The organism is Variovorax sp. SPNA7, assembly GCF_033807855.1.
Classification (GTDB): Bacteria; Pseudomonadota; Gammaproteobacteria; order Burkholderiales; family Burkholderiaceae_C; genus Variovorax; species Variovorax beijingensis.
The window spans coordinates 4,552,282-4,570,113 of the sequence record NZ_CP138513.1; the positions used below are offsets into that span (position 1 = coordinate 4,552,282).

The following is a 17,832-nucleotide window of genomic DNA, read 5'->3' on the forward strand; positions in this document are numbered from 1 at the left end:
AATGCAGAAGCATTCACCTCTAACGGATCCCGCATGAACAAGCGCCAACTGCTCCAGTCCTTCCTCGCCGCCTCGGCCCTCAGCTTCGGCCTTTCCTCGGCCCTGGCCCAGCCCACGACGCCGATCAAGTTCCAGCTCGACTGGCGCTTCGAAGGACCGGCCGCGCTGTTCCTGCACCCTGCCGCCAAGGGCTACTTCAAGGCCGCGGGCCTGGACGTGACCATCGACGCGGGCAACGGCTCGGGCGGCACGGTCACGCGCGTGGCCTCGGGCGCCTACGAGATGGGCTTTGCCGACCTCGCCGCGCTGATGGAATTCCACGCCAACAACCCCGACAGCCCCAACAAGCCGGTCGCGGTAATGATGGTCTACAACAACACGCCGGCCTCGGTCATGGCGCTCAAGAAGAGCGGCATCGCCAAGCCGGCCGACCTGGCCGGCAAGAAGCTCGGCGCGCCGGTGTTCGACGCGGGCCGCCGCGCGTTCCCGATCTTCGCCAAGGCCAACAACATCGGCGCCGTGAACTGGACCGCCATGGACCCGACGCTGCGCGAAACCATGCTGATCCGCGGCGACATCGACGCGATCACCGGCTTCACCTTCACCTCGCTCTTGAACCTGGAGGCGCGCGGCGCCAAGGCCGCCGACATCGTCGTGCTGCCCTACCCCGACTACGGCGTGAAGCTCTACGGCAACGTGATCATCGCGTCGCCCAAGCTCATCAAGGAGAACCCGGAAGCGGTGAAGAAATTCCTCTCGGCCTTTGCCAAGGGCGCGAAGGAAGTGATCGCCAATCCGGCGGTGGCCATCGAATCCGTCAAGGCGCGCGACGGCATCATCGACAGCAAGCTCGAAACCCGCCGCCTGCAGCTGGCCATCGACACCGTGATCAACAGCGCCGACGCGCGCAGCGAAGGCTTCGGCACGGTCAACGCGGGCCGCATGTCGCTGATGGCCTCGCAGGTGTCGGATGCGTTCAACACCAAGACCCGCGTGAGCCCCGACGCCGTGTGGACCGCCGCGCTGCTGCCGCCCGCGGCCGAACTCAACGGCGTGCTGCGCAAGTGATGGCGGACGCATCGAACGCGGCCGCTGCTTCCTTCGTCGATTTCCAGGACGTCTGGCTCGCCTACAACGAAGAGCTCCTGCGCGAGAACCACTTTGCGGTCGAAGCCATCGACCTGAAGGTGAAGCGCGGCGAGTTCATTGCCATCGTCGGGCCCTCGGGCTGCGGCAAGTCGACCTTCATGAAGCTCACCACGGGCCTCAAGATGCCGTCGATGGGCAAGATCCGCATCGACGGCCAGCCCGTGACCGGGCCGCTCAAGATATCGGGCATGGCGTTCCAGGCGCCTTCGCTGCTGCCGTGGCGCACCACGGTCGACAACGTGCTGCTGCCGCTGGAGATCGTCGAGCCCTACCGCTCGAGCTTCAAGGCCAAACGCAAGGAGTACGTCGAGCGCGCGCGCAAGCTGCTGCAGAAGGTGGGCCTTGCGGGCTATGAAGACAAGTTTCCATGGCAGCTCTCGGGCGGCATGCAGCAGCGCGCGAGCATCTGCCGCGCGCTCATCCACGAACCCAAGATGCTGCTGCTCGACGAGCCCTTCGGCGCGCTCGACGCCTTCACGCGCGAGGAGCTCTGGTGCATCCTGCGCGACCTCTGGACCGAGCAGCAGTTCAACGTCATCCTGGTGACGCACGACCTGCGCGAATCGGTGTTCCTGGCCGACACGGTGTACGTGATGAGCAAGAGCCCCGGCCGCTTCGTGGTCAAGCGCGAGATCGAGTTGCCGCGCCCGCGCGAACTGGAGCTCACCTACACCAAGGAATTCACCGACATCGTGCTGGAACTGCGCGGCCACATCGGCGCCATCCGCAACACGGGCATCAGCGCGGCGCAAACGGCCGCTGCTGCAGTGTCCCACTGAAGGCGCGCCATGAAGAACACCAAGCAAATCGAACGCTGGTCGCCCTGGCTGCTGCTCGTGGCCGTGATCCTGCTGTGGCAGGTGATCTGCGCGGGCTTCGGGGTGTCGGACTTCATCTTTCCGAGTCCGCTGCGCATCTGGACCCAGTTCTGGGAGTTCAAGGAAATCATCGCGGGCCATGCGTGGCGCACCTTCTGGGTCACGATGGCCGGCTTCGGCCTGGCCATTGTGGTGGGCGTGCTGCTGGGCTTCGTGATCGGCAGTTCGCGCATCGCGTATGCGGCGATCTATCCGCTGATGACGGCCTTCAACGCGCTGCCCAAGGCGGCCTTCGTGCCGATCCTCGTGGTGTGGTTCGGCATTGGCGTCGGGCCGGCGATCCTCACGGCCTTCCTGATCAGCTTCTTTCCGATCATGGTCAACATTGCCACCGGCCTTGCCACGCTGGAGCCCGAGCTCGAAGACGTGCTGCGCGTGCTCGGCGCCAAGCGCTGGGACGTGCTCATGAAGATCGGCCTGCCGCGCTCCATGCCCTACTTCTTCGGCTCGCTCAAGGTGGCGATCACGCTGGCCTTCGTCGGCACCACGGTCAGCGAGATGACCGCGGCCAACGAAGGCATCGGCTACCTGCTCATTTCGGCCGGCTCGGCCATGCAGATGGGCCTGGCCTTCGCGGGCCTGATGGTGGTGGGCGCGATGGCCATGCTGATGTACGAGCTCTTCAGCGTGATCGAAAAGCATACGACCGGCTGGGCGCACCGCGGATCGCAAAACCAATAAGGCACCGGATGACACGCGACCAGATCATCCGCGCGCTGCGCCGCGCCGACGAGGTGGCCCGCCGCGCCATGGCCATGGGCCGCCACCCCTTCGGCGCGGTGCTAGTCGCGCCCGACGGCGAAACCATCCTGGCCGAGCAGGGCAACATCGACACGGTGAACCACGCCGAAGCCACGCTGGCGCGCCATGCGGCGCAGAACTGGCCGGCCGATTACTTGTGGCAATGCACGCTGGTCACGACCTTCGAGCCCTGCGCCATGTGCGCGGGCACCAGCTACTGGGCCCACATCGGCCGCATCGTCTACGGCGCGGAAGAAAGCGCCCTGCTCGCGCTCACGGGCGACCACCCCGAGAACCCCACGCTGAGCCTGCCCTGCCGCGAAGTGTTCGCGCGCGGACAGAAGAAGATCGAGGTGATCGGGCCGGTGCCCGAAGTGGCGGAAGAAATGATCGCCACGCATCGCGGGTTCTGGGAAGCGCGTTAGGTAGCGCTAGGCCAGCAGCAGCGCGGCCTCGTCGCGCCAGTAGGCCACGGCGGCCAGCCAGCCTTCCCACACGCAGCCGTTGCAGCCGCGCCCGCAGCAGGTGGTGGGCTCCGGTGGCGGCATGCGCAAGGCAAGGCCCCGGGCCTGAAGGAGCGACTGGACGCTCGCGATCAGCGCCTGGGCGCTGGCAAGGTCGACCGGAACGGGCAGGTCTTTGTCTGCAAAGGACATGGGCTGGCAGCGGTGGCCAGGCACCGCGCGGCAGGCTTGCGCCTTACCAGAAGATCCAGAGCGCCAAGCCGCCGAAGATGGCCCACTTCACAAGGTAGTACACCCGCTTGTCCCAGGCCTTGAGGCGCTTGCCGATCACGCGGATCTGGTAGATGTACTTGAACGCGCGGTTGATGCCGCCGGTCTTGTCGCCGGCATCATTGGGCGAGGCGGCGGCCGCCAGCAGGTTCTTTGCAAACCAGCGGTTGATTGCGCTGGCCCAGCGGTACTTCAGCGGGCGCTCGATGTCGCAGAACAGGATCACGCGGTCCTTGTCGGTCGTGTTCTCGGCATAGTGGATGTAGGTTTCGTCGAACACCACGGCCTCGCCGTCGCGCCAGTGGTAGCGCTGGCCGTCCACGTCGATGTAGCAGCCCTCCACGCCCGGCGTCCAGAGGCCCAGGTGGTAGCGCAGCGAACCGGCGAAGGGGTCGCGGTGGCGCACCAGGCGGCTGCCCGGCGGCAGCTCGGCGAACATGGCCGCCTTGATGGTGCCGATGCCCTTGAGCAGCTCGGTGGTGCGGGGGCACAGCACGGCGGCTGAGGGATGCGCTTCGTCGTACCACTTGAGGTAGAAGCGCTTCCAGCCGCTCTTGAAGAAGGAGTTGAAGCCCACGTCGTTGAACTGGCTCGAGGCCTTGATGCTGCCGCCGTTGCGCATGGCGAGCGCCTCTTCGCGGATGACCTGCCAGTTCTCTTCCAGCACGCGCATCTCGGGAAACTGCGCGGGCGACAGGTACGGCGTGCTCGGCACCTTCGAGAAGATGTACATGAAGGCGTTCAGCGGCGCCAGGAAGGTCGAGTGATCGGACAGCTGCCTGAAGAAACGATGCCGGACCTGGCCGCGGAAGTGAACGTAGAGCGCGCTGAGCGCGAAGATGGCAAGAATGACCCACTTCATTGTTGAAAGTGTCCTGTAAAGCGGGCCGATAGTGTAATTCTTCGCCTTTATTCCGGCTTTCGACGGCCTTTTCAGCGGCGCAGCAGCTTGATCAGCGCGGCCACTTCCTCGCCGCCCAGCCCCGCCGCGTCGGCGCGCCGGAAAAGACCCGCCGCGAACGCCGGGAATTCGCTGTTGATGCCCGCCTGCTGCGCCGTCTGCAGGATGCGCTGGGTCGCCTCGATCGAAATGCGCATCGGGCTTTGCGAAATGGCGAAGTCGCCCGACTGGATGACGCCGCCTTCGTGCTGAAGAAAGCCGGCAAAGGTGGGCATGATGCCGGCCACGATGCGGCCGTATTCCGCCACGTCGAAGCCCTCGTGCTCGGCCACGCGCGCGCCGTGCAGGAAGCCCAGCAGGGTTCCGTAGATGGTGGAAAGCGTGGCCAGGTCCATGGCGGCGGCCGCGCTCGCCTTGCCGCCGAGATAGACGATGCCGCCGCCGAGCACCTGCAGGAGCGGCTCGGCCGCGCGAAAGACGGCTTCGGCACCCGACACCAGGATCGGCGTGTCGGCTTGCCCCATCTGGTCGGGCGCGGCCTGGATGGCGCCTTCGAGGTAGGTCGCGCCCTGGCGGTGCGCCCAGGCCTCGGCGTCGCGCGCGTCCTGCGGGCTGCCGGTGGTCAGCTGCACCAGCAGGCGGCCGTCCAGCGCGGCCGCCACACCCTCCATCGCAAGAATGGCATCGGCCGCGCGGTAGTCGTAGACGCACATCACGGCCACCGGGCTGGCGCGCACCGCTTCGGCGGCGCTGCGTGCGGCCACGGCGCCGCGGGCCGCCAATGCGTCGGCCTTGCCGGCCGTGCGGTTCCAGACGGTGACCTCGTACCCCTTGTCGAGGTAGAGGCGCGCAAGGGTCTGGCCCATCGATCCCAGTCCCAGTACGGTGATTTGCTTGTTGCCCATGGCAGTCCAATCGCGAGTTGTGAAGAGGCCTGCATCGTAGGAATTGCACTCTCCAACGGTCAAGTACCTACAATAAAGTGAGGTACTTACCAAAACGTATGTAATGAAGCCAGAGAAGGATCGGCGGATGAAAGCGAAAAAGCCCTACTCCTGCGGCATCGGCCCCGCATTCGAAGTCATCGGCGGCAAATGGAAAGCGGTGATCCTGTGGGAGCTTCATGTGCAGGCGCGCCGCTTCGGCGAGCTGCGGCGCCTCTTGCCCGACATCAGCGAGAAGATGCTGATCCAGCAGTTGCGCGAGTTGGAGGCGGACGGCCTCGTGCACCGCGAGGTGTTCCACGAAGTGCCGCCGCGGGTGGAATATTCCGAGACCAAGCTCGGCGCATCGCTCAATGCGGCGCTCGGGCCGCTGGCCGATTGGGGCGACCGCTATGCGAAGCGCGCGAATGCCGCGCGCTGAGCGAACCGACTGTCCCGCTCAGGCCCAGCCGGTCTCGATCTCGGTCTTCACCTCGGTCATGAGCCGGTGCACCGGGCACTTGCCGGCCACGCGCAGCAGTTCGTCGCGCTGCGCCTCGGTCAGTTCGCCGGTCACGCGCAGGCTCGACTTGAGCCGATAGACGCCCTTGCGTTCCTCGCTGTCGTCGCGGTCGACGATCACTTCGATGTCTTCCACCGGCATGCCCTTGCGGCGCGCGTAGATCAGCACGGTGAGCGCCTTGCAGGCGGCCAGCGACGCGTCGTACAGGTCGTGCGGCTCTGGCCCCGCATCGCTGCCGCCGCCGGCCGGCGAGGCATCGATCGGAATCTCGTGGTTGCGGATCTTGAGGATGTGACGCGTGCCCGTGATGCCGTCGCGCCGGACCGTGATGCTCATGCCGATGTCCTTGTGGGGTGTGGATGCCGGGCGCGATGGTAGCCCGCCACCCGCTTCAGCGGTCGACCGCGAGCATCAGCGTTTCCTTGATTTCCTCCATCACCACGTAGCTGTGCGATTCGGCCGCCACGGGCAGCTTCTTGAGGATGTCGCCCAGAAGGTGCCGGTATTCGCTCATGCCGCTCAGGCGCGCCTTCACCAGGTAGTCGAAGCTGCCCGAGACCAGGTGGCACTCGAGCACCTCGGGCATGTGCAGCAGCTCCTTGCGCACCTTGTCGAACACCTCGCCCGACTTGGCCGAGAGCTTGATCTCCACGAATACCAGCAGCGTCTTGCCCAGCGCCTCGGGCGACACATGCGCGTGGTAGCCGCTGATGACGCCCTCGCGCTCCATGCGCTTCACGCGCTCGGCGCAGGGCGATGCCGACAGGCCGATGCGCTCGGCGAGTTCGGTCATGGAAATACGGCCCTGGCGCTGCAGCAGGTCGAGGATCTTGCGGTCGATACGGTCGAGTTCGGGCATTTCACTCCGTGGCTGGCAATTGGCTTGCTGTTTGCAGAGAATTTCACTGCAAAACATCTAAAAACAATGGAATCCACTGCATTGTGCACTTTAGATTCCATGCATCCACCTTCATTCGCTCAAATACCCATGAAAGTCATCGTTCTCGGCGGCGGCGTGATCGGCACCACGACGGCCTACTACCTTGCGCGCTCCGGCGCCGACGTGACACTGCTCGACCGGCAGGCCGGCCCCGCGGAGGAAACCAGCTTCGGCAACGCCGGGCAGGTGTCGCCGGGCTACTCGACGCCATGGGCCGCGCCCGGCATTCCGCTGAAGGCCATCAAGTGGATGTTCCAGAAGCATGCGCCGCTGTCGATCCGCCCCGACGGCACGCTGTTCCAGCTGCGCTGGATGGCCGCCATGCTGCGCAACTGCTCGCCCGAACGCTATGCGGTCAACAAGGAACGCATGATGCGGGTGGCCGAATACAGCCGCGGCTGCCTGCAGCAGCTGCGCGCGGAAACCGGCCTCAATTACGAGCACCGCACCGGTGGCACGCTGCAGCTGTTCCGCACCCAGGCGCAACTCGACGCGGTGCAGCGCGACATCGCGGTGCTCGAGGACTGCGGCGTGCCCTACGAACTGCTCGACCGCGATGCGCTCGCACGCGTGGAGCCCGCGCTGGCCGGCGCGCGCGACCGGCTCACGGGCGGCCTGCGCCTGCCGAACGATGAGACCGGCGACTGCCACCTGTTCACGCGCGGCCTGGCCGACATCGCACGCGGCCTGGGCGTGGACTTCCGCTTCGGCCAGTCGGTCGAAGGCCTGGAGATGGCGGGCGACCGCATCACGGGCGTGCGCACCGGCGCCGGCAAGATCCTCACGGCCGACCGCTACGTGATGGCCTTCGGCAGCTATTCGCGCGCCGCCGTCGCATCGCTGGGGCTGGACATTCCGGTGTACCCCGTCAAGGGCTACTCGCTCACGGTGCCGCTGGTCGATGAATCGCTGGCACCGCAATCGACCGTGCTCGACGAGACCTACAAGGTAGCCGTGACGCGCTTCGACAACCGCATCCGCGTGGGCGGCATGGCCGAGCTCGGCGGCTTCGACCTGCGCCTGAACCCGCGCCGCCGCGCCACGCTAGAGAAGGTGGTGAGCGACCTGTTCCCGGGCGGCGACCTGCCGCGCGCCACCTTCTGGACCGGCCTGCGCCCGATGACGCCCGACAGCACGCCCATCGTCGGCGCCACGCGCTATGCGAACCTGTTCCTCAACACCGGCCACGGCACGCTCGGCTGGACCATGGCCTGCGGCTCGGGCAAGCTCATCTCCGACCTCGTGACGGGTCAGCGGCCTCAAATCCGCACCGATGGCTTGGCGATGGACCGCTATGCGTCCGGCTCGCCGCGCGCAACGCGTTCGAATCCCGCGACTGCGCCGGCCTGACGCCTGTGCGTTTTGGGGGGGTCTATTCGGGGCGCGTGCACAGGCCACCGGGTACTCCCCTCCGCGAATGTCCCCCGGCCTTCGGCCTCCTCCTTTATTTCGCTGCGGGGAGCACCCGATGCCCTGCGCACGATGAGCGCGGTCGTTGTGCTGGCCGATCAACGACCGTCGCGCATGACGATCACGCCGATGGGGTGCCTTGCGCAGCGAAATAAAGGAGGAGGCCGAAGGCCGGGGGACATTCGCGGAGCAAGGCACCCCGTCGGCGGGAGCGCGCCCTGAACGACAACAACAGCAACAACACCGCTCAAGCAGCCTTGGCAATCGGAATCGTCCCGCTGGCCATGCCGCGATAAACCTCCGCCTCGCCATGCTTCGCAAGCAACTGCATCAGGTGCTTGCGGATCAGCATTCCCGGCCGGTCGGACTCCATCGAATACTCGACGCCGCGCCGCCGCGTGTCGACCAGCGCATCAGGGTCGGTTGATTCGAGGATGTCCTTGTCCTCGCGCGTGACCGCCTCGTCGAAGTCGATCAGCATCTGCGCCGTGCAGTCGGCTTCGGTGTCGTTGCGGAACAGCCATTGGCACAGCTGCATGCGGCCGTCGTCGATGGGCGTGAAGCAGTTGATGATGATGTGGCGCACGCCGCTCGGATATTCGATGTCGAGCCGGCGCGAGAACGGCAGGAAGTAGGCGTTGCGCATGTGGCGCGTGGTGATCGCATCGGTCACGCCGCTGATGGCGTGGAACTTCACCGGGTTGGCCGCCTCGATCACTGTCTCCGCGTAGAAGCCGTTGTCGTTCTCCACCAGTTCGTACTTGCTCGGCTTCGGGCTCGCGGCCACGCCGAAGGTGGCGCGATGCACGAAGCTGAAGTGCGAGTTGTCGAACGAGTTCTCGAGCGCGCGCATCGGGCTGGTCTGCCACTCTTCGTAGAACTGGAAGATCGTGCGGTAGCCCGGGTCCTCGAATTCCGGAATCGCGGGAATGTCGGCGATGGGTTCTTCCAGCGCCACCCAGGCGTAGCCGTAGCGCGCGCTGCAGCGGTAGGCGGTGGTGCGGTACTCCGGCGAGATCTTGCGCTCGGCCTCGTACTGCGGAATGCGGATCACCTGCCCGCTGCGGTCGTAGGTCCAGCCGTGGTAGCCGCACTGGATCGCGCCCTGTCCGCAGGCCTGGCCTTCGGCATCGACGCACCAGCCTTTCGACAGCTTCGCGGTGCGATGGCAGCAGCGGTCGCGCAGCGCGGCGGGCTGGCCGTCGGCATCGATGAAGAGAACGATGTCTTCGCCCAGCAGCCTGAAGGGCTTCGGGCCATTGGCCAGTTCGGTGAGCGGCATGACGGCATGCCAGAACTTGCGGAAGACGGGTTGTTGGGTGACGAGCATGCGTGGACTCCTTCTGTTGTTGCGCGTGGGTACGAACGAACCTGAAAGAGCAATTTCCTGCCGCAAGGGCTGAACGCTTCTACTCTGCGTAACCTGCCATGCAAATTGCGCGCCCGCATTGTGGCTTGGGCCAGCCACGCATTCAAGCCCCTGGCATGGCTCGTGCATCGACTCCCGCAAGAGTAGAAGCGTTCAGCAGCGCACGCACCACCTTTGTGCGCCCGCCCGGAAATTGCTCTTGAAGTGCCTTCCGCCTGTGCGGAGGGATTCAAGACCCGAGGATTCCGAGGCCCACCATGCAACGTCGTCGATTCTTTTTTCTTGCGGCCAGTGCCGCCACCACAACCCTTGCCGCTCCCACCGTCTTCGCCCAGGGCGGCGGCAAGCCGACCCCGCTCAAGTTCACGCTCGACTTCCGCATCAACGGCCAGACCGCGCCCTTCTTCCTCGCGCACAGCAAGGGCTACTACAGGGACGAGGGCCTGGACGTGACCATCGACACCGGCGCCGGCTCGGTCGCCTCGATCACGCGCATCGCGAGCGGCGTCTACCAGATGGGCCTGGGCGACATCAGCTCGCTGGTCGAGTTCAATGCGCAGAACCCCGGCACCCCGATGGTGCAGGCGGTGTACCAGTACTACAACCGCGCACCCTTCGTGATCATCGGCCGCAAGGACCGCGGCGTGACGGCGGACTTCAGGAGCCTCGCGGGAAAGAAGGTGGCCGCGGCGGCCGTCGAATCGACCCGCCGCGCATGGCCGATGGTGGCGCGCAAGCAGGGCATGCGCAGCGACGCCTTCCAGTGGCAGACCACCGACTTCAGCGCGCGCGACAACGTGATGGTGCGCGGCGACGTCGACGCCGCCACCTACTTTCACGACTCCGCCATTTCGCTCTTCGCTCGCATGAAGCCGGAGGAACTGTCGGTGCTCAAATATGCCGACGCGGGCGTCAACCTGTACGGCAACGCCATCCTCGCGAGCAGCAACCTGATTGCGCAGAACCCCAGGGTGGTTGCGGCCTTCCTGCGCGCCACCAACCGCGCCATCGTCGAAACCTTTGCCAATCCCGTCCCGAGCATTGCGGCCATGCGCCAGCGCGAACCCATCCTGGACGAAAGGATGGAACTTGAACGCTGGGGTGTCACGGCGCAATATGTGGGTGCCGCCGACACGCGCGGCCACGGCCTCGGCGACATCCACAAGCTCACGCTCGAGCAGCAGGTCGACGAGGTCGCCGACGTATTCGGCCTCAAGGTCAAGCCCTCGTCCGACGCCATCTTCAACACGTCGATGCTGCCATCGCGCAACGAACGCATGATTCCCACCAAGGCATGAACTTCAGCAACAGCAACCTCCATTCCACCCTCCCCGAAGAAACCACGCTCGACGAACGCGACGGACGCTACCTGCGCAAGGCCATCGTCTGGTCGCATGCGGCGCGCCGCCGCGGCAACCGGCCCTTCGGATCGGTCATCGTCTCGGCGGACGGCGAAGTGCTGGCCGAAGCGGCCAACAGCAACACCGAGACCGGCGACTGCACGGCGCACGCAGAGATGAACGCGCTGCGCGCGCTCGCGGGGCGCGGCCTCACGCGCGAGGAACTCGCCGGCGCCACCATCTATGCATCGGGCGAGCCCTGCGTGATGTGCGCGGGCGCGATCTTCTGGTCGAACATCGGCCGCGTGGTGTTCGGCATCGACGCCGAGCGGCTGCGCGTTTTCCGCGGCGAGCGGCAGGACCAGCGCGATGCCGAGTTGTCGTGCCGCGACGTGTTCCGCGCCTCGCCGCATCCGATCGAATGCATCGGGCCCGCGCTGCTCGACGAAGCGAGCGCTGCGCACGACGGCGCCTGGGCCAGCTAGCCGCCGCGCGCGGCGGTGCCGGGCGAATAGACTCGTTGGATGTCCTGGCACGCCCATCTTCATCTCGACTACCGACAGGAAGCCGCCCGCAGCGTCGCACGCTTTCGCCATGACGGGCCGCTGCGCATCCTGCAAAGCCTCTATCCCGAAGGCGATGCGATCTGCCACAACGTGCTGGTGCATCCACCGGGCGGGCTGGTGGGCGGCGACACGCTGGACATCGACATCGAGGCCGCCGACGCAAGCCATGGCCTGATCACCACGCCGGGCGCGTCGCGCTTCTACCGCTCCGAAGGCGAACTCGCGCTGCAGCGCACGCGCATCCGGCTTGCCAAGGGCGCGCGGCTCGAGTGGCTGCCGCTGGAGGCCATCTGCTACAGCGGCTGCCGCGCCGAGAACCGGCTCACCATCGAGGCCGAGCCCGGCGCCGAGATGATCGGCTGGGACGTGACGGCCCTCGGGTTGCCGAATGCCAACCAGCCCTTCGAGCGCGGCACTTACCTGCAGCACATCGAAGTGCCCGGCGTGTGGCTGGAGCGCGGGCGCATCGATGCAGCCGACCATCGGCTGCTGCAAAGCCCGCTGGGCTTCGGCGGGCATCGCTGCATCGCGTCGCTGTTCTTCGTCTCGGGCACGCCGGCCGCGCGGGCGCGGCGCGAGGCGCTGCTTGCGCTGGCGCGCACCGCCATCGATGCGCACGGGCTGCAGGAGAGCGCCGGCGCGACCAGCCCGCATGCGGAGATCGTCGTGCTGCGCGTGCTGGCGCCGGTGGTCGAGCCCGCGATGCAGCTGCTGCGGCAAGTGTGGCAGGCGTGGCGCGCCGAGCTGTGGTGGTTACCGGCGAGTTCGCCGCGGATCTGGGCCACCTAGCGCTTCAAGCCGGCATGTCAGTACGCGGCAACCTCAGGTGCTTCTTCAATGTCTCGAACACCTGCCGCGTGACGGGGTTCACCACATGGCTGCGCACGTACAGGTAATACGCCAGGTCGGGCAGGCGCGGCATTCCGTCGCCGGCACCCAGCACGCGCAAGCCCGCGTCGAGCTGCTCCACGCCGCGCGCCGTCACACCCAGGCCGGCGCGCAGCGCGGCCTTGATGCCGATCAGGCTCGACGAGGTGTAGCGCGGCGTCCAGGCCACGCCCGCGGCATCGAGCGCCTCGTGGCCGATGCGGCGGAAGATGCTGGGGCCATCGGCCATGATCAGCGGCACCGGCTTGGACGGGTCGTGCACGTAGCTGGCGGCGCAGAGCCACACGGTCGGCGAATTGCGCAGCACCACGCCATCGAACTGCGGATCGGCGCGGTTCGAGATGATCATGTCGACCTCGCCGCTCTTGAGCGAGGTCATGAGGTAGGGGCTGCGGCCGATGTGGATGTCCAGCTGCAGCAGCGGCGATGTGCGCGCCACTTCGGTGAGCAGCAGCGGCAGCATGGTCTCGGCCACATCGTGCGGCGCGCCGATGCGCAGGTTGCCTTCGAGTTCGCCCTGCCGGAGGCTGCGCAGCGCCTCGTCGTTGAGTGCGAGCAGGTGGTGCGCATAGGTCAGGAGCCGTTCGCCATGCTCGGTAAGGCGCTTCTGCCGGCCCTGCTTGGCGAACAGCGCGTGGCCCACCTGCTCTTCGAGCCGCTGCATCTGCTGCGTGATGGCCGACTGCGTGCGGCCCAGGTGCACGGCCGCCGCGGCAAAGCTGTGGTGGCTGACGACGGCCGCAAAGGAGCGCAGCAGTTCAAGATCGAGCGTGGGCATCCATTAATTTTATTGATGTATTTCTTGCGCCGGCTGGATTGTCGGGTCATGCCCCTGTCACTACAGTGAATGCACACCAAGACACGCATCCCCACTGGAGAACCCTGCATGAGCACCCTGTCCGACCCACGCCGCGAGGCGGTCGCCGCGTCCATCGACCGGATGAAGAAAGCCATAGGCGGCGCTGAACCAACCCGCGAAAAGCTCGATGCGGTGCTCGACGCGCTGCAAGGGCTGGCCGAGCGCACCGACTACTGGGGTGCCGCCGACTTTCCGGCGCCCGAGGCCGGCGAGCACCAGGCCCGCTACCTGATTGCCGAGGACCCGGACCAGAGCTATGCGCTCTACCTCAACGTGATGCGGCCGGGCAAGAAGATCGTGCCGCACAACCACACCACCTGGGCCTGCATTGCCGCAGTGGAAGGCACCGAGCACAACCGCGTGTACGAGCGGCGCGACGACGGCTCGGTGCCGGGCGTCGGCAAGCTCGAGGAAACCGCGCTGGTCGTGGTCGCGCCCGGCAAGGGCATTGCGCTGATGCCCGAGGACATCCACTCGGTCGAGATCCAGGGCGACCAGGTCATTCGGCACCTGCACATGTACGGCCGCGCGCTCGAGACGCTGAACCAGCGCACCGCGTACGACCTGGAAGCCGGCACCTACCAGACGATGGGCATCGGCGTGCAGACGCGCCGCTAGGCCCCTCTTTCAACCTCGTCTTCTTTCATGCGGGCCGTGCAGGGCGCGGCCTCGCAGGACCGCGTTCGTTCCAACGGTTTGCTTCCCATGACCTCTTTCATCGACCCGAAGACCCTCAAATCCTGGCTGCATGACGGCGGCGAGATCGCGCTGCTCGACGTGCGCGAGCACGGCCAGTACGGCGAGGCGCACCTCTTCTACGGCATTCCGCTGCCCTTCAGCCGGCTCGAACTCGACGCGCCGCGCCTCGTGCCCCGCCGCGGCGTGCGCGTGGTCGCGTATGACGACGGCGACAGCGACGTGGCCGAGCGCGCCGCCCGCCGGCTCGCCGTGCTGGGCTACACCGCCGTGCATGTGCTGCAGGGCGGCACCCGCGCCTGGAAGGCCGCGGGCCATGCGCTCTTCGCGGGCGTCAACCTGCCTTCGAAGACCTTCGGCGAGCTGGCCGAAGAGGTCTATCACACGCCCCGCGTGAGCGCCGACCAGCTGGCCGAAATGCTGGCGCGCAAGGAGAAGGTGGTGGTACTCGACGGCCGGCCGGTGAGCGAGTTCCACAAGATGAACATCCCCACGGCCACCTGCTGCCCCAACGGCGAGCTGGCCTTCCGCGTGCGCCGGCTGGTGCCCGACACCACCACGCCCATCGTCATCAATTGCGCGGGCCGCACGCGCAGCATCATCGGCGCGCAGACGCTCATCAACCTGGGCCTGCCCAACCCGGTCTATGCACTGGAGAACGGCACACAGGGCTGGTACCTGAACGACCACGCGCTGGAGCACGGCGGCACGCGGCGCTATGCGGCGGACAGCGGCAACACCGACCTGCGGCCGGCCGCCAAGGCGCTGGCCGAGCGCTTCGGCGTGCCCACGGTCACGGCGCAGACCGTGCAGCAATGGGCCGGCGATGCCAGCCGCAGCCTGTTTCTCTGCGACGTGCGCACGCCGGAGGAATTCGCGGCCCGCACGCTGCCCGGCGCGCAGCACACGCCCGGCGGTCAGTTGATGCAGGCCGGCGACCAGTACGTCGGCGTGCGCGGGGCGCGGCTCGTGCTGTTCGACGACGACGGCGTGCGCGCGCCCACCGTCGCGCACTGGCTGCGGCAGATGGGCCACGAGGCGAGCGTGCTCGAAGGCGGGCTTGCGAGCGGGCTGTCGCTCGCGCCCGCTGCTGCGCCGGCCGCGCCTGCGCTGGCAACGATCGATGCAGAGGCGCTGTCCGCCCGCCTTGCGCAGGGCGAGGTGGCGCTGGTCGACCTGCGCCCGAGCATGCAGTTCCGCGCCGGCCATGCTCCAGGGGCGCGCTGGTCGATACGCCCGCGTCTCGCTCAAGACGTGAAGAACGAAACGCGCCAGCTCGTGCTGGTGGCCGACGACGCTGGGCTCGCGGCCTGGGCCGCGGCATCCGAGCTGGCCGGCCTCTCGCCCGCCCCGCTGCTGCTCGAAGGCGGCATGGCCGCATGGCGCGATGCCGGCCTGCCGGTGCAGGCCACGCCCGCCCTGCCCGCCGATGCGGACTGCATCGACTACCTGTTCTTCGTGCACGACCGCCACGACGGCAACAAGGAAGCGGCGCGCCGCTACCTGGCCTGGGAGACCGGCCTGGTCGCGCAGCTCGATGCGCAGGAGCGCTCGGCCTTCAGGCTGCCCACAGCTTCCGCCGCGCCGCACGCCTAGCTCCCCGGTTTCGCTTTCTCCGTTCGTCGTTGTCAGTTCCTATTCCAGGAGTTCCGTCATGTCGTCTGCCTTTCGCGTTCCAAGCCTTGCCCGTCTTTCCCTCGCTGCCGCATGGCTCGCGGCCATGGCCCTGCAGCCTGCCTCGGCCCAGCCGCTGCCCGCGCGCAACGGCTTTCCGTCGCAAACGGTGAAGTTCGTCTCGCCCTTTCCCCCAGGCGGCGGCAATGACGCCACGGCCCGGCTGGTGACCACGCGGCTGCCGGAAATCATGGGACAGGCCGCGGTGGTGGACAACCGCGGCGGCGCCGGCGGCAACATTGGCGCCAAGTCGGTGGCCGAGGCCAAGCCCGACGGCTACACGGTGCTGACCTCGCAGGTGTCGATCATGGCGGTGAACCCCTCGCTCTACTCGGCGCCCGGCTTCGATCCGCTGAAGAACTTCATGCCGATCACGCAGATCAACGCGGCGCCGCTCGCGCTGGTGGTGGAGGCCAATTCGCCCTACAAGACCTTTGCCGACCTGGCCACGCGCGCCAAGGCCAGCCCCGGCAAGGTCACCTATGCCACGCCGGGCAACGGCACGCTCTCGCACCTGGTCGGCGTGGTGCTGCAGAAGGACAGCGGCGTGGACATGACGCACGTGCCCTACAAGGGCGCCGGCCCCGCGCTCACCGACCTGCTCGGCGGGCAGGTCGACGTGCTCGTGACCTCGACCTCGTCGGTCGCGGGCATGGTGCAGAACGGCAAGCTGCGCGTGCTGGCCGTCACGAGCCCGCGCCGCATCGGCGTGTTTGCCAAGGTACCGACGCTCGAGGAGCTGGGCTACGCCAATGCCCGCTTCGAGGACTGGTACGGCTTCTTCGCGCCGGCCGGCACGCCGCCCGAGCGCGTGACCTACCTGAACGAAGCCATCGTGCGCACGCTGCGCCTGCCCGAAGTGACCAAGCTCGTGAACGACGGCGGCAGCGAGGTGGTGGCCAACACGCCCGAAGCCTTTGCCGCGCAGCTGCGCCAGGACATCGACCGCTGGTCGCGCATCGTCAAGCTTTCGGGCGCCAAGGCGGATTGACGCACCATAGAGGCCCGTGCCCGCTGGAACACACCATGTCCGATTCGCTCCAAGACACCGCAGGCCAGTCCCTCGACACCCGGCTCGTCCACACCGGCAAGGCCCCGGCCTACTTCGGCGGCTCGCCGGTCAGCACGCCGCTGGTGCGCGCGAGCACCGTGCTGTTCGACAGCGTGGCCGCCATGCGCGAGACGCGCGCGCGGCGCGGCGAAGAGCGCGCCTTCAGCTACGGCGCGCGCGGCACGCCCACCACCTTCGCGCTCGAGGACGCGGTGAGCGAACTCGAAGGCGCCCACCGCACGCGCCTCTTTCCCACCGGCCTTGCCGCCATCGGCATGGTGCTGCTGTCGTACCTGAAGCCCGGCGACCATGTGCTGATGTCGGACAGCGTGTACGAGCCGGCGCGCAAGCTCGTGCATTCCTTCCTCGATCCCTATGGCATCCGCTGCAGCTTCTTTGCCGCGGATGGCAGCGGCATCGAGGAGCTGTTCGAGCCGAACACGAAGCTCGTGTATGCCGAATGCCCCGGCTCGCTGGTCTACGAGATGTGCGACCTGCCCCGGCTGGCCGAGCTGGCCCATGCGCGCGGCGCGCTCGTTGCCGCGGACAACACCTGGGGTTCGGGCATTCAATACCGGCCGCTCGCGCTGGGCGCCGACATCTCGCTGATGGCCGCCACCAAGTACCTCTCGGGCCACTCCGACGTGATGATGGGCACCGTCGCCACCACGCGCGAAGCCTGGCAGCCGCTCAACGAGCGCTGCGACGCCTTCGGCATGACGGTGAGCCCCGACGATGCCTGGCTGGTGCTGCGCGGCATGCGCACGCTGTCCGCGCGGCTGCAGATGCACGAGCGGCATGCGATGGAGGTGGCGCACTGGCTGGAGGCGAGGCCCGAAGTGGCGGCCGTGTTCTGCCCCGCGCTGCCGCAGCATCCGGGCCACGCGCTCTGGAAGCGAGACTGCCGCGGCACCAACGGGCTCGTCTCGTTCGAGCTGCAGCCGGGCATCGAGAACGCCGCGGTCGAGCGCTTCGTCGATGCGCTGTCGCTGTTCGGTCGGGGCTCGTCCTGGGGCGGCTATGAAAGCCTGGTGGCCTGGGCCGACATGCGCGCGGCGCGCAGCGTGACCGACTGGAGCGCGCGCGGCGCGGTCGTGCGGCTGCACGTGGGGCTGGAGGCGCCTTCGGATCTGCTGCGCGATCTTGAAGGCGGCTTTGCGGCGCTGGGTGCCGGCTGAGGCACCTGCGCA

General features: G+C 67.4%; 20 protein-coding genes. 13 read left to right on the plus strand and 7 right to left on the minus strand.

Features of this window, described 5'->3' with window-relative positions:
* Positions 1 to 33 precede the first annotated feature (33 nt).
* Genes RZE77_RS21160 through RZE77_RS21175 form a run of 4 tightly spaced genes read left to right on the plus strand, consistent with a single transcriptional unit; the run spans position 34 to position 3,193 of the window.
* Positions 34 to 1,068: an ABC transporter substrate-binding protein gene (locus tag RZE77_RS21160; RefSeq protein ID WP_319439139.1), complete on the plus strand. Its 1,035-nt coding sequence runs from the start codon at positions 34 to 36 to the stop codon at positions 1,066 to 1,068.
* Positions 1,068 to 1,928 (plus strand): ABC transporter ATP-binding protein, encoded by an 861-nt coding sequence (locus tag RZE77_RS21165; protein WP_319439140.1) that lies wholly within the window; start codon positions 1,068 to 1,070, stop codon positions 1,926 to 1,928. Before RZE77_RS21160 ends, RZE77_RS21165 begins: the two co-directional genes overlap by 1 nt.
* Before the next feature lie 9 nt (positions 1,929 to 1,937).
* Positions 1,938 to 2,708 (plus strand): ABC transporter permease, encoded by a 771-nt coding sequence (locus RZE77_RS21170; protein WP_015866737.1) that lies wholly within the window; start codon positions 1,938 to 1,940, stop codon positions 2,706 to 2,708.
* Positions 2,709 to 2,716: 8 nt separating this feature from the next.
* Complete coding sequence (locus tag RZE77_RS21175; RefSeq protein WP_015866738.1) at positions 2,717 to 3,193, plus strand: nucleoside deaminase; 477 nt, start codon at positions 2,717 to 2,719, stop codon at positions 3,191 to 3,193.
* A gap of 6 nt (positions 3,194 to 3,199) precedes the next feature.
* Here the strand turns inward: RZE77_RS21175 and RZE77_RS21180 are convergent, their stop codons facing one another.
* The 3 genes from RZE77_RS21180 to RZE77_RS21190 all read right to left on the minus strand — a co-directional run bounded on the left by RZE77_RS21180 (position 3,200) and on the right by RZE77_RS21190 (position 5,308).
* Positions 3,200 to 3,424, minus strand: coding sequence for an oxidoreductase-like domain-containing protein (locus RZE77_RS21180; RefSeq protein ID WP_319439141.1), 225 nt, complete (start codon positions 3,422 to 3,424; stop codon positions 3,200 to 3,202).
* 43 nt (positions 3,425 to 3,467) lie between these two features.
* Positions 3,468 to 4,364, minus strand: coding sequence for a lipid A hydroxylase LpxO (lpxO, locus tag RZE77_RS21185; protein WP_319439142.1), 897 nt, complete (start codon positions 4,362 to 4,364; stop codon positions 3,468 to 3,470).
* A gap of 71 nt (positions 4,365 to 4,435) precedes the next feature.
* A complete protein-coding gene (locus RZE77_RS21190; protein ID WP_319439143.1) occupies positions 4,436 to 5,308 on the minus strand; it encodes an NAD(P)-dependent oxidoreductase in 873 nt (290 codons plus the stop codon).
* Between the two features lie 127 nt (positions 5,309 to 5,435).
* On the opposite strand from RZE77_RS21190, the gene RZE77_RS21195 reads away from it, so the two are divergent.
* Positions 5,436 to 5,768, plus strand: coding sequence for a winged helix-turn-helix transcriptional regulator (locus tag RZE77_RS21195; RefSeq protein ID WP_319439144.1), 333 nt, complete (start codon positions 5,436 to 5,438; stop codon positions 5,766 to 5,768).
* An 18-nt stretch (positions 5,769 to 5,786) separates the two neighbouring features.
* On the opposite strand, the gene RZE77_RS21200 is transcribed toward RZE77_RS21195, so the two are convergent.
* Positions 5,787 to 6,185 (minus strand): OsmC family protein, encoded by a 399-nt coding sequence (locus RZE77_RS21200; protein ID WP_307657106.1) that lies wholly within the window; start codon positions 6,183 to 6,185, stop codon positions 5,787 to 5,789.
* A gap of 55 nt (positions 6,186 to 6,240) precedes the next feature.
* Positions 6,241 to 6,708 carry a winged helix-turn-helix transcriptional regulator gene (locus RZE77_RS21205; protein ID WP_015866742.1) on the minus strand — a complete coding sequence of 156 codons (468 nt, stop codon included), beginning with the start codon at positions 6,706 to 6,708 and terminating at the stop codon, positions 6,241 to 6,243.
* A gap of 66 nt (positions 6,709 to 6,774) precedes the next feature.
* On the opposite strand from RZE77_RS21205, the gene RZE77_RS21210 reads away from it, so the two are divergent.
* Positions 6,775 to 8,139: a D-amino acid dehydrogenase gene (locus RZE77_RS21210; protein WP_405546290.1), complete on the plus strand. Its 1,365-nt coding sequence runs from the start codon at positions 6,775 to 6,777 to the stop codon at positions 8,137 to 8,139.
* A 307-nt stretch (positions 8,140 to 8,446) separates the two neighbouring features.
* On the opposite strand, the gene RZE77_RS21215 is transcribed toward RZE77_RS21210, so the two are convergent.
* Positions 8,447 to 9,529 (minus strand): aromatic ring-hydroxylating dioxygenase subunit alpha, encoded by a 1,083-nt coding sequence (locus RZE77_RS21215; protein ID WP_319439146.1) that lies wholly within the window; start codon positions 9,527 to 9,529, stop codon positions 8,447 to 8,449.
* Positions 9,530 to 9,825: 296 nt separating this feature from the next.
* Between RZE77_RS21215 and RZE77_RS21220 the strand changes: the two genes are divergently transcribed.
* From RZE77_RS21220 to RZE77_RS21230, 3 genes are read left to right on the plus strand one after another with little or no spacing between them, the layout of a single operon-like run.
* On the plus strand, positions 9,826 to 10,866 hold the full coding sequence (locus RZE77_RS21220; RefSeq protein WP_319439147.1) for an ABC transporter substrate-binding protein: 1,041 nt from the start codon (positions 9,826 to 9,828) through the stop codon (positions 10,864 to 10,866).
* Entirely contained in the window at positions 10,863 to 11,393 is a 531-nt protein-coding gene (locus RZE77_RS21225; RefSeq protein WP_319439148.1) for a nucleoside deaminase, read from the plus strand. The genes RZE77_RS21220 and RZE77_RS21225 overlap by 4 nt, the downstream gene beginning before the upstream one ends.
* Before the next feature lie 39 nt (positions 11,394 to 11,432).
* Positions 11,433 to 12,263 carry an urease accessory protein UreD gene (locus RZE77_RS21230; protein WP_319439149.1) on the plus strand — a complete coding sequence of 277 codons (831 nt, stop codon included), beginning with the start codon at positions 11,433 to 11,435 and terminating at the stop codon, positions 12,261 to 12,263.
* A gap of 4 nt (positions 12,264 to 12,267) precedes the next feature.
* Here RZE77_RS21230 and RZE77_RS21235 read toward each other — a convergent pair whose 3' ends face one another.
* On the minus strand, positions 12,268 to 13,140 hold the full coding sequence (locus tag RZE77_RS21235) for a LysR substrate-binding domain-containing protein (protein WP_015866748.1): 873 nt from the start codon (positions 13,138 to 13,140) through the stop codon (positions 12,268 to 12,270).
* A gap of 108 nt (positions 13,141 to 13,248) precedes the next feature.
* On the opposite strand from RZE77_RS21235, the gene RZE77_RS21240 reads away from it, so the two are divergent.
* From RZE77_RS21240 to metC, 4 genes are all read left to right on the plus strand, one after another.
* Entirely contained in the window at positions 13,249 to 13,839 is a 591-nt protein-coding gene (locus RZE77_RS21240) for a mercaptosuccinate dioxygenase (protein ID WP_319439150.1), read from the plus strand.
* An 87-nt stretch (positions 13,840 to 13,926) separates the two neighbouring features.
* Positions 13,927 to 15,513, plus strand: a complete 1,587-nt coding sequence (locus RZE77_RS21245; protein WP_319439151.1) for a rhodanese-like domain-containing protein — start codon at positions 13,927 to 13,929, stop codon at positions 15,511 to 15,513.
* Positions 15,514 to 15,571: 58 nt separating this feature from the next.
* Positions 15,572 to 16,582 carry a Bug family tripartite tricarboxylate transporter substrate binding protein gene (locus RZE77_RS21250; RefSeq protein WP_319439152.1) on the plus strand — a complete coding sequence of 337 codons (1,011 nt, stop codon included), beginning with the start codon at positions 15,572 to 15,574 and terminating at the stop codon, positions 16,580 to 16,582.
* Between the two features lie 35 nt (positions 16,583 to 16,617).
* Positions 16,618 to 17,820 (plus strand): cystathionine beta-lyase, encoded by a 1,203-nt coding sequence (gene metC, locus RZE77_RS21255; RefSeq protein ID WP_319439153.1) that lies wholly within the window; start codon positions 16,618 to 16,620, stop codon positions 17,818 to 17,820.
* Positions 17,821 to 17,832 lie beyond the last annotated feature (12 nt).

What these genes read in the sequence shown, in the direction of transcription:
- RZE77_RS21205 (WP_015866742.1), bottom strand. Translation starts at nt 6,708, where the DNA reads ATGCCCGAACTCGACCGTATCGACCGCAAGATCCTCGACCTGCTGCAG.
- RZE77_RS21180 (WP_319439141.1), bottom strand. Translation starts at nt 3,424, where the DNA reads ATGTCCTTTGCAGACAAAGACCTGCCCGTTCCGGTCGACCTTGCCAGC.
- RZE77_RS21165 (WP_319439140.1), top strand. Translation starts at nt 1,068, where the DNA reads ATGGCGGACGCATCGAACGCGGCCGCTGCTTCCTTCGTCGATTTCCAG.
- RZE77_RS21230 (WP_319439149.1), top strand. Translation starts at nt 11,433, where the DNA reads ATGTCCTGGCACGCCCATCTTCATCTCGACTACCGACAGGAAGCCGCC.
- RZE77_RS21235 (WP_015866748.1), bottom strand. Translation starts at nt 13,140, where the DNA reads ATGCCCACGCTCGATCTTGAACTGCTGCGCTCCTTTGCGGCCGTCGTC.
- RZE77_RS21175 (WP_015866738.1), top strand. Translation starts at nt 2,717, where the DNA reads ATGACACGCGACCAGATCATCCGCGCGCTGCGCCGCGCCGACGAGGTG.
- RZE77_RS21215 (WP_319439146.1), bottom strand. Translation starts at nt 9,529, where the DNA reads ATGCTCGTCACCCAACAACCCGTCTTCCGCAAGTTCTGGCATGCCGTC.
- lpxO (WP_319439142.1), bottom strand. Translation starts at nt 4,364, where the DNA reads ATGAAGTGGGTCATTCTTGCCATCTTCGCGCTCAGCGCGCTCTACGTT.
- RZE77_RS21240 (WP_319439150.1), top strand. Translation starts at nt 13,249, where the DNA reads ATGAGCACCCTGTCCGACCCACGCCGCGAGGCGGTCGCCGCGTCCATC.
- RZE77_RS21245 (WP_319439151.1), top strand. Translation starts at nt 13,927, where the DNA reads ATGACCTCTTTCATCGACCCGAAGACCCTCAAATCCTGGCTGCATGAC.
- RZE77_RS21160 (WP_319439139.1), top strand. Translation starts at nt 34, where the DNA reads ATGAACAAGCGCCAACTGCTCCAGTCCTTCCTCGCCGCCTCGGCCCTC.
- RZE77_RS21210 (WP_405546290.1), top strand. Translation starts at nt 6,775, where the DNA reads ATGGAATCCACTGCATTGTGCACTTTAGATTCCATGCATCCACCTTCA.
- metC (WP_319439153.1), top strand. Translation starts at nt 16,618, where the DNA reads ATGTCCGATTCGCTCCAAGACACCGCAGGCCAGTCCCTCGACACCCGG.
- RZE77_RS21220 (WP_319439147.1), top strand. Translation starts at nt 9,826, where the DNA reads ATGCAACGTCGTCGATTCTTTTTTCTTGCGGCCAGTGCCGCCACCACA.
- RZE77_RS21225 (WP_319439148.1), top strand. Translation starts at nt 10,863, where the DNA reads ATGAACTTCAGCAACAGCAACCTCCATTCCACCCTCCCCGAAGAAACC.
- RZE77_RS21190 (WP_319439143.1), bottom strand. Translation starts at nt 5,308, where the DNA reads ATGGGCAACAAGCAAATCACCGTACTGGGACTGGGATCGATGGGCCAG.
- RZE77_RS21195 (WP_319439144.1), top strand. Translation starts at nt 5,436, where the DNA reads ATGAAAGCGAAAAAGCCCTACTCCTGCGGCATCGGCCCCGCATTCGAA.
- RZE77_RS21170 (WP_015866737.1), top strand. Translation starts at nt 1,938, where the DNA reads ATGAAGAACACCAAGCAAATCGAACGCTGGTCGCCCTGGCTGCTGCTC.
- RZE77_RS21200 (WP_307657106.1), bottom strand. Translation starts at nt 6,185, where the DNA reads ATGAGCATCACGGTCCGGCGCGACGGCATCACGGGCACGCGTCACATC.
- RZE77_RS21250 (WP_319439152.1), top strand. Translation starts at nt 15,572, where the DNA reads ATGTCGTCTGCCTTTCGCGTTCCAAGCCTTGCCCGTCTTTCCCTCGCT.